The sequence below is a fragment of the Bradyrhizobium sp. WSM4873 genome (assembly GCF_055811355.1).
The window spans coordinates 1-7,852 of sequence record NZ_JBVVPS010000076.1 but is presented as its reverse complement, the minus strand read 5'-3'; the positions used below and the strand labels follow the sequence as shown (position 1 = coordinate 7,852).

The window sequence follows — 7,852 nt, the reverse complement described above, 5'->3', positions numbered from 1 at the left end:
CCCCCCCCCCCCCCCCGCGCCCCCCCCCCCCCCCCCCCCCCCCCCCCCCCCCCCCCCCCCCCCCCCCCCCCCCCCCCACACCGTTGGCGTGATGCGGGCCATCGCATCAAACGCCCGCGCTTAGTCCAGCCCCTGTGCCGCCGGCATCTCCTGCGTAGGCAGGATCGTCGCGGCAGGCTTGACCTGACCTACGGTTGGCGCGGCGGCTTGCGGTGCGACCTCAGCGGGCTTGTTGGACGGCACGGCGGCCGCGGTCTGCGTCGCAGGCTGTGCCTGCGGCGCCTGGACCTGCTGCGTCGCGGGTTCGGCTGGCTTAGCGGCGGCGACCGGCGCCTCGCGCGGCGGGGCGGCCTTCGGTAGCGGCATGGGGCGGCTGGCGACATGCGGGATCGGGGCCGGTGGGCGGGGCGGACCGCTGCGGACCAAGGTCGGCGGCGGCAGAGCGCTTTGCGGGCGGTAAGGCGCAACCGCAGGCTGCTCGTAGCCTGGCGCCATGCCATAGGCGTCGGCAGCCGGCATGAAGCGCAAAATCCGTCCGTCGCGGGCATCGATCACCAGCCGGCCGTCCTCGCCGCGGCGGTCGATCGCCGCGATGGTGTAGACGCTGCCGCGCAGGCGCGGGATGCCCAGCGGAGAAAAGCCATTCTCGCGCAGCACCGCGTAGACCTCGGTCGGCGGCAGCAGCACCGGAGCCGGCCCGCGTTCTTCGTAGCCATAGCCATAGCCATAGCGCGGCGGCGGGAGCGGCGCGGCCTCCGGCGACGCATACGGCCCGTCGAAATCCGAGACCGCGATCATCGCCCCTCGCGCTGGAACCTGCGCTTGAGCCGTGGTCGCGGCCAGCGCCAGCGTTGCGGCGGCCACACATCCTGTGAAAAACTTCATGGTCGAGACGCTCCTGTCAGGCCCCCGGCTGGATCGCGCTCTTTCGCTTCTTGCGGCGTGGCGCGCCTTCCAAAGGGTTGATCCGAAGCTTCATTGGGGATTCCGGCGTCGGCGGGGCCGGATCAGGGCGCGTTTGCTTCAAAACCGGGGCCGCGCAACTTCTGGAAAGCGATTGATGGAGATATGGGGAATCGGGACTTGCGCGCGCTTGTGTGATAGACAAAAATTTGGCAAGGTGATGATTAGGACAGGAAGACTGTCTCAATTTTGCTTGCGGTTCCGGCATAGGGATTGCAACGAAAATCGGTGCTTTCGAGCGCCAAGAAGGCAACAGGCAAAGCCGTTCTCGGGGACGAAGAACGCCTTGGCCTGAATTTAAGAAAATGCGGCTCGCGAGCGGACGAGCGGTGACCCAGAAGCGGGTGCCGCGGGACGCCCAAGGTGCGCCGAAGATGGCGGTGAGGCAGCTTGCCGCATGGAGAGGACGAGGACATGAACGGGTCGCAAGTCGAGCGCGGAAACATCGTGGCAGAGCAACTGTCGGCGACGGTCGCCTCGAAAACGGCCGATCCGATTCAGGAACACAATTCACGCCCGCCGGCCGTAGGCCTGTACGATCCGAGCCTGGAGAAGGATTCCTGCGGCGTCGGCTTCATCGCCAACATCAGGGGCCAGAAGTCGCACGAGATCGTCGCGGACGCGCTCAGCATCCTCTGCAACCTCGAGCACCGCGGCGCCGTCGGCGCCGACCCGCGCGCCGGTGACGGCGCCGGCATTCTGGTGCAGATCCCGCATGCTTTCTTCAGCCGCAAGGCGAAGGAGCTCGGCTTCGCGCTGCCCAATCCCGGCGAATACGCCATCGGCGCGCTGTTCATGCCGCGCGACACTGCCTGGCGCAACGTCATCAAGAGCATCATCGCCGACCAGATCAAGGAAGAGGGCCTGACACTGCTCGGCTGGCGCGACGTGCCGACCGACAATTCCTCGCTCGGCGTCACCGTTAAGCCGACCGAGCCCGCCTGCATGCAGGTGTTCATCGGCCGCAACGGCACCGCCAAGACCGAGGACGATTTCGAACGCCGGCTCTACATCCTGCGCAAGTCGATCTCGCAGGCGATCTATCAGCGCCGCGACCGCGGCCTCGCCGGCTATTATCCCTGCTCGATGTCCTGCCGTACCGTAATTTACAAGGGCATGTTCCTCGCCGACCAGCTCGGCAAGTACTATCCCGATCTGCACGAAAAGGACTTCGAGAGCGCGCTCGCGCTCGTTCACCAGCGCTTCTCGACCAACACCTTCCCGGCGTGGTCGCTGGCGCATCCCTACCGCATGATCGCGCATAACGGCGAGATCAACACGCTGCGCGGCAACGTCAACTGGATGGCGGCGCGCCAGGCCTCGGTGAGCTCCGAGCTGTACGGCAAGGACATCAACCGGCTCTGGCCGATCTCCTACGAAGGCCAGTCGGACACCGCCTGCTTCGACAACGCGCTCGAATTCCTGGTGCAGGGCGGCTACTCGCTGCCCCACGCCGTCATGATGATGATTCCGGAGGCGTGGGCCGGCAATCCCTTGATGGATGAGAAGCGCCGCGCCTTCTACGAATATCATGCAGCCCTGATGGAGCCGTGGGACGGCCCCGCCGCGATCGCCTTCACCGACGGCCGCCAGATCGGTGCCACGCTCGATCGCAACGGCCTGCGGCCCGCGCGCTATCTCGTCACCAAGGACGACCGCATCGTGATGGCGTCCGAGATGGGCGTGCTGACGATTCCCGAGGACCAGATCATCACCAAGTGGCGCCTGCAGCCCGGTAAGATGCTGCTGGTCGATCTCGAGCAGGGCCGCCTGATCCCCGACGACGAGATCAAGGCCGAACTCGCCAGAAGCCATCCCTACACCGAGTGGCTGGAGCGGACCCAGATCGTGCTGGAAGAGCTGCCGAAGGTGCCGACCACCGGCGTGCGCTCCAACCTGTCGCTGCTCGATCGCCAACAGGCGTTCGGCTACAGCCAGGAAGACATCACCATTCTGATGACGCCGATGGCCTCCACCGGCGAGGAAGCCGCAGGCTCGATGGGCAACGACACGCCGATCTCGGCGCTGTCGGCCAAGGCCAAGCCGCTGTTCACCTACTTCAAGCAGAACTTTGCGCAGGTCACCAATCCGCCGATCGACCCCATCCGCGAGGAGCTGGTGATGAGCCTCGTCTCCATCATCGGACCGCGGCCGAACCTGTTCGACCTGCAAGGCCTTGCGACCACCAAGCGCCTCGAAGCGCGCCAGCCGATCCTGACCGACGCGGACCTCGAAAAGATCCGCTCGATCTCCGAGGTCGCCGAGTCGCACTTCAAGTCGCGCACGCTGGACACCACCTTCCACGCCGGCCTCGGCGCGGCCGGCATGGACCAGGTGCTGGACGAGCTCTGCGCGCGCGCCGAGAGCGCGGTGCGCGAAGGCGTCAACATTATCATCCTGTCCGACCGCATGGTCGGCACCGACCGGGTTCCGATCCCGTCGCTGCTGGCCTGCGCCGCCGTGCATCATCATCTGATCCGTACCGGATTGCGCACGTCTGTCGGCCTCGTCGTCGAATCCGGCGAGCCGCGCGAAGTGCATCACTTCGCCTGTCTGGCCGGTTACGGCGCGGAAGCGATCAATCCGTATCTGGCGTTCGAAACCATCATCGCGATGAAGGACCGCCTGCCCGGTTCGCTCGATGACTACGAGATCGTCAAGCGCTACATCAAGTCGATCGGCAAGGGCCTGCTCAAGGTGATGTCCAAGATGGGCATCTCGACCTACCAGTCCTATTGCGGCGCGCAGATCTTTGACGCCATCGGCCTGAAGGCGGAATTCGTCGGCAAGTTCTTCGCCGGCACGCACACCCGCGTCGAGGGCGTCGGTCTTGGCGAGATTGCCGAAGAGGCGGTGCGCCGTCATGCCGACGCGTTCGGCGATGCGCTCGTCTACAAGACCTCGCTCGATGTCGGCGGCGAATATGCCTATCGCAGCCGCGGCGAGGACCATGCATGGACCGCCGAGTCGGTGGGGCTGCTCCAGCACGCCGCCCGCGGCAATTCGCTGGAACGCTACCGCGCTTTCGCGAAGATCCTCAACGAGCAGTCGGAGCGTCTCCTGACGCTGCGCGGCCTGTTCCGGATCAAGAACGCAGACGAAGAGAAGCGCAAGCCTGTCGCCCTCGACCAGGTCGAGCCGGCCAAGGACATCGTCAAGCGTTTCGCCACCGGCGCGATGAGCTTCGGCTCGATCTCGCGTGAGGCGCACACCACGCTCGCGATCGCCATGAACCGGATCGGCGGCAAGTCGAACACCGGCGAAGGCGGCGAGGAAGCCGACCGCTTCAAGCCGATGCCGAACGGCGATAGCATGCGCTCGGCAATCAAGCAGGTCGCCTCGGGCCGCTTCGGCGTCACCACGGAGTATCTCGTCAACTCCGACATGATGCAGATCAAGATGGCGCAGGGCGCAAAGCCCGGCGAAGGCGGCCAATTGCCCGGCCACAAGGTCGACGCCACCATCGCCAAGGTCCGGCATTCGACGCCGGGCGTCGGCCTGATCTCGCCGCCGCCGCACCACGACATCTACTCGATCGAGGATCTGGCGCAGCTCATCTACGACCTCAAGAACGTCAATCCGGACGGCGCGGTCTCGGTCAAGCTCGTCTCGGAGATCGGCGTCGGCACGGTGGCCGCGGGCGTCGCCAAGGCGCGCGCCGACCATGTCACCATCGCGGGCTTCGAGGGCGGCACCGGCGCTTCGCCGCTGACCTCGATCAAGCACGCGGGGTCACCGTGGGAGATCGGCCTCGCCGAAACCCACCAGACGCTGGTGCGCGAGCGGCTGCGCAGCCGTATCGTGGTCCAGGTCGACGGCGGCTTCCGCACCGGCCGCGACGTCGTGATCGGCGCGCTGCTCGGCGCCGACGAGTTCGGCTTTGCCACCGCGCCGCTAATCGCGGCCGGCTGCATCATGATGCGCAAGTGCCATCTCAACACCTGCCCGGTCGGCGTCGCGACCCAGGACCCCGTCCTGCGCAAGCGCTTCACCGGCCAGCCCGAGCATGTGATCAACTACTTCTTCTTCGTCGCCGAGGAGGTCCGCGAGATCATGGCCTCGCTCGGCTTCCGCAGCTTCAATGAGATGATCGGCCAGGTGCAGCTGCTCGACCAGACCAAGCTGGTCGCGCACTGGAAGGCCAAGGGCCTCGACTTCTCGAAGCTGTTCGTCAAGCAGAAGGAAGAGAAGGGTCAGAAGATCTATCACTCCGAGCGCCAGAACCATCATCTGGAAGCGGTGCTCGACCGCACGCTGATCGAGCAGGCAACGCCTGCGCTCGACCGCGGTGCGCCGGTGAAGATCGAGGCCAAGATCAACAGCACCAACCGCTCCGCGGGCGCGATGCTGTCGGGTGCGGTCGCCAAGATCTACGGCCATGCCGGCCTGCCGCATGAGACCATCCATGTCAGCCTCAAGGGCACCGCGGGCCAGGCCTTCGGCGCGTGGCTGGCGCAAGGCGTCACCTTCGAGCTCGAAGGCGAAGCCAACGACTATGTCGGCAAGGGCCTCTCGGGCGGCAAGATCATCGTCAAGCCGCCGGCCAACAGCGGCATCGTGCCGGAAGAGAGCATCATCGTCGGCAACACCGTGATGTACGGCGCCATTCAAGGCGAGTGCTACTTCCGCGGCATCGCCGGCGAGCGCTTTGCCGTGCGCAATTCCGGCGCCGTGGCGGTGGTCGAGGGCGCCGGCGACCATTGCTGCGAATACATGACCGGCGGCATCGTGGTCGTGCTCGGCAAGACCGGACGCAACTTCGCGGCCGGCATGTCCGGCGGCATCGCCTATGTGCTGGACGAGACCGGCGACTTCGACAGGCTGTGCAACATGGCAATGGTCGAGCTCGAGCCGGTGCTGTCGGAGGAGCTGATCAACGCCGGCACCTACCACCACTCGGGTGACCTCGAGGCGCACGGCCGGGTCGACGTGTTCAAGGACCTGCTCGCCTCCGACGTCGAGCGGCTCCACGTCTTGATCACGCGCCATGCGAAAGCGACCGGCTCCAGACGCGCCGCCGACATCCTGGCTAACTGGAAGGATTGGCTGCCCAAATTCCGCAAGGTGATGCCGGTCGAATACCGGCGCGCGCTGCGCGAGATGGCCGCCAACGCGGACGCCGAGCCGAAAATCGCGATCGGGGCCTGAGCATCACACCCCGTCATTGCGAGCGCAGCGAAGCAATCCAGACTTTCTACTCGGAAGCAGACTGGATTGCTTCGTCGCAAGAGCTCCTCGCAATGACGGTGAGGAAACAACAAACGATTAGACGGCAGGGACTTCGGGTTTAATGGGCAAGATCACGGGTTTTCTCGAAATCGAACGGCATGACCGCAAGTACACCCCGGTCGCCGAGCGCGTGAAGCATTTCCACGAGTTCGTCGTCCCCCTCTCCGAGAAGGAAACGCGCGACCAGGCCGCGCGCTGCATGAACTGCGGCATTCCCTATTGCCACGGCACCGGCTCGGTCTCGCCAGGCACGCCCGGCTGCCCGGTCAACAACCAGATCCCGGACTGGAACGACCTCGTCTATCAGGGCAACTGGGAAGAAGCCTCACGCAATCTGCACTCGACCAACAATTTCCCGGAGTTCACGGGACGCATCTGCCCGGCGCCGTGCGAAGCATCCTGCACGCTCAATATCGACGACAACCCCGTCACCATCAAGACCATCGAATGCGCGATCGTGGACCGCGCCTGGGACAATGGCTGGCTGAAGCCCGAGATTGCCGCCCACAAGACCGGCAAGAAGGTCGCGGTGATCGGCTCGGGTCCGGCCGGCATGGCCTGCGCGCAGCAGCTCGCACGCGCCGGCCACGACGTGCATCTGTTCGAGAAGTTCGCCAAGGCCGGCGGCCTGCTGCGTTACGGCATCCCCGATTTCAAGATGGAGAAGGGCGTCATCGACCGCCGCGTCAAGCAGATGGAAGGCGAAGGCGTCACCTTCCACTACAACAGCCATGTCGGCGGCGACGGCAATGTCGATCCGCGCGAGATGCTCAACGAGTACGACGCCGTGGCGCTGACCGGCGGCGCCGAAGCCCCGCGCGACCTGCCGATCCCCGGCCGCGACCTCGCCGGCATCCACTACGCCATGGACTTCCTGCCGCAGCAGAACCGCCGCGTGTCCAATGAACCGTTGAACGGCGTCCAGGAGATCCTGGCCGGCGGCAAGCATGTCGTCGTCATCGGCGGCGGCGACACCGGATCCGACTGCATCGGCACCTCGCTGCGCCAGGGCGCGCTCTCCGTGACCCAGCTCGAGATCATGCCCGCACCGCCGGAGCACGAGAACAAGGGCCTGACCTGGCCGAACTGGCCGCTCAAGATGCGAACGTCCTCCAGCCAGGCCGAAGGCGCGGTCCGCGAATTCGCCGTGCTGACGCAGAAGTTCACCGGCGAGAACGGCCAGGTCAAGAAGCTGCACTGCGTGCGCGTCGACGACAAGTTCAAGCCGATCGCCGGCACCGAGTTCGAGCTCGATGCCGACCTCGTCCTGCTCGCGATGGGCTTCGTCCATCCCGTGCACGAGGGCCTGCTCAAGATGCTCTCGGTCGAGCTCGACCCCCGCGGCAACGTCAAGGCCAACACGCTCGACTACCAGACCTCGCGCCCGAACGTGTTCACCGCCGGCGACATGCGCCGCGGCCAATCGCTGGTGGTCTGGGCCATCCGCGAGGGCCGGCTGTGTGCCAGGTCGATCGACACGTTCCTGATGGGGAAGACGGATCTGCCGCGGTAGGCGCTAGCTCCGCCGCCAGATTTGCAGACGGTGTCATGGCCCCCGCCAGCGGGGGGGGCCGGGAACCCCAGACAAATTTTTTATAAAGAGCGGGCGCCCGGCGATGGGTTGGCCCCGGAAACCCGGGGGGGCGAGGCGGGGGTGGGG

3 protein-coding genes are annotated in these 7,852 nt (G+C 66.0%); 2 read left to right on the top strand and 1 reads right to left on the bottom strand.

Translation table 11 applies throughout. The features are described 5' to 3' along the window. Window positions 1-120: 120 nt before the first annotated feature. A complete protein-coding gene (locus AC0L21_RS37550; RefSeq protein ID WP_473266989.1) occupies window positions 121-885 on the bottom strand; it encodes a hypothetical protein in 765 nt (254 codons plus the stop codon). 492 nt (window positions 886-1,377) lie between these two features. On the opposite strand from AC0L21_RS37550, the gene gltB reads away from it, so the two are divergent. Together gltB and AC0L21_RS37540 are read left to right on the top strand one after the other, a co-directional pair. Continuing rightward, a complete protein-coding gene (gltB, locus tag AC0L21_RS37545; RefSeq protein WP_473266987.1) occupies window positions 1,378-6,111 on the top strand; it encodes a glutamate synthase large subunit in 4,734 nt (1,577 codons plus the stop codon). Window positions 6,112-6,253: 142 nt separating this feature from the next. Beyond that, complete coding sequence (locus tag AC0L21_RS37540; protein ID WP_473266985.1) at window positions 6,254-7,705, top strand: glutamate synthase subunit beta; 1,452 nt, start codon at window positions 6,254-6,256, stop codon at window positions 7,703-7,705. Window positions 7,706-7,852: the final 147 nt, after the last annotated feature.

Coding starts and splice junctions, on each gene's coding strand:
- AC0L21_RS37550 (WP_473266989.1), bottom strand. CDS start 885: ATGAAGTTTTTCACAGGATGTGTGGCCGCCGCAACGCTGGCGCTGGCC.
- gltB (WP_473266987.1), top strand. CDS start 1,378: ATGAACGGGTCGCAAGTCGAGCGCGGAAACATCGTGGCAGAGCAACTG.
- AC0L21_RS37540 (WP_473266985.1), top strand. CDS start 6,254: ATGGGCAAGATCACGGGTTTTCTCGAAATCGAACGGCATGACCGCAAG.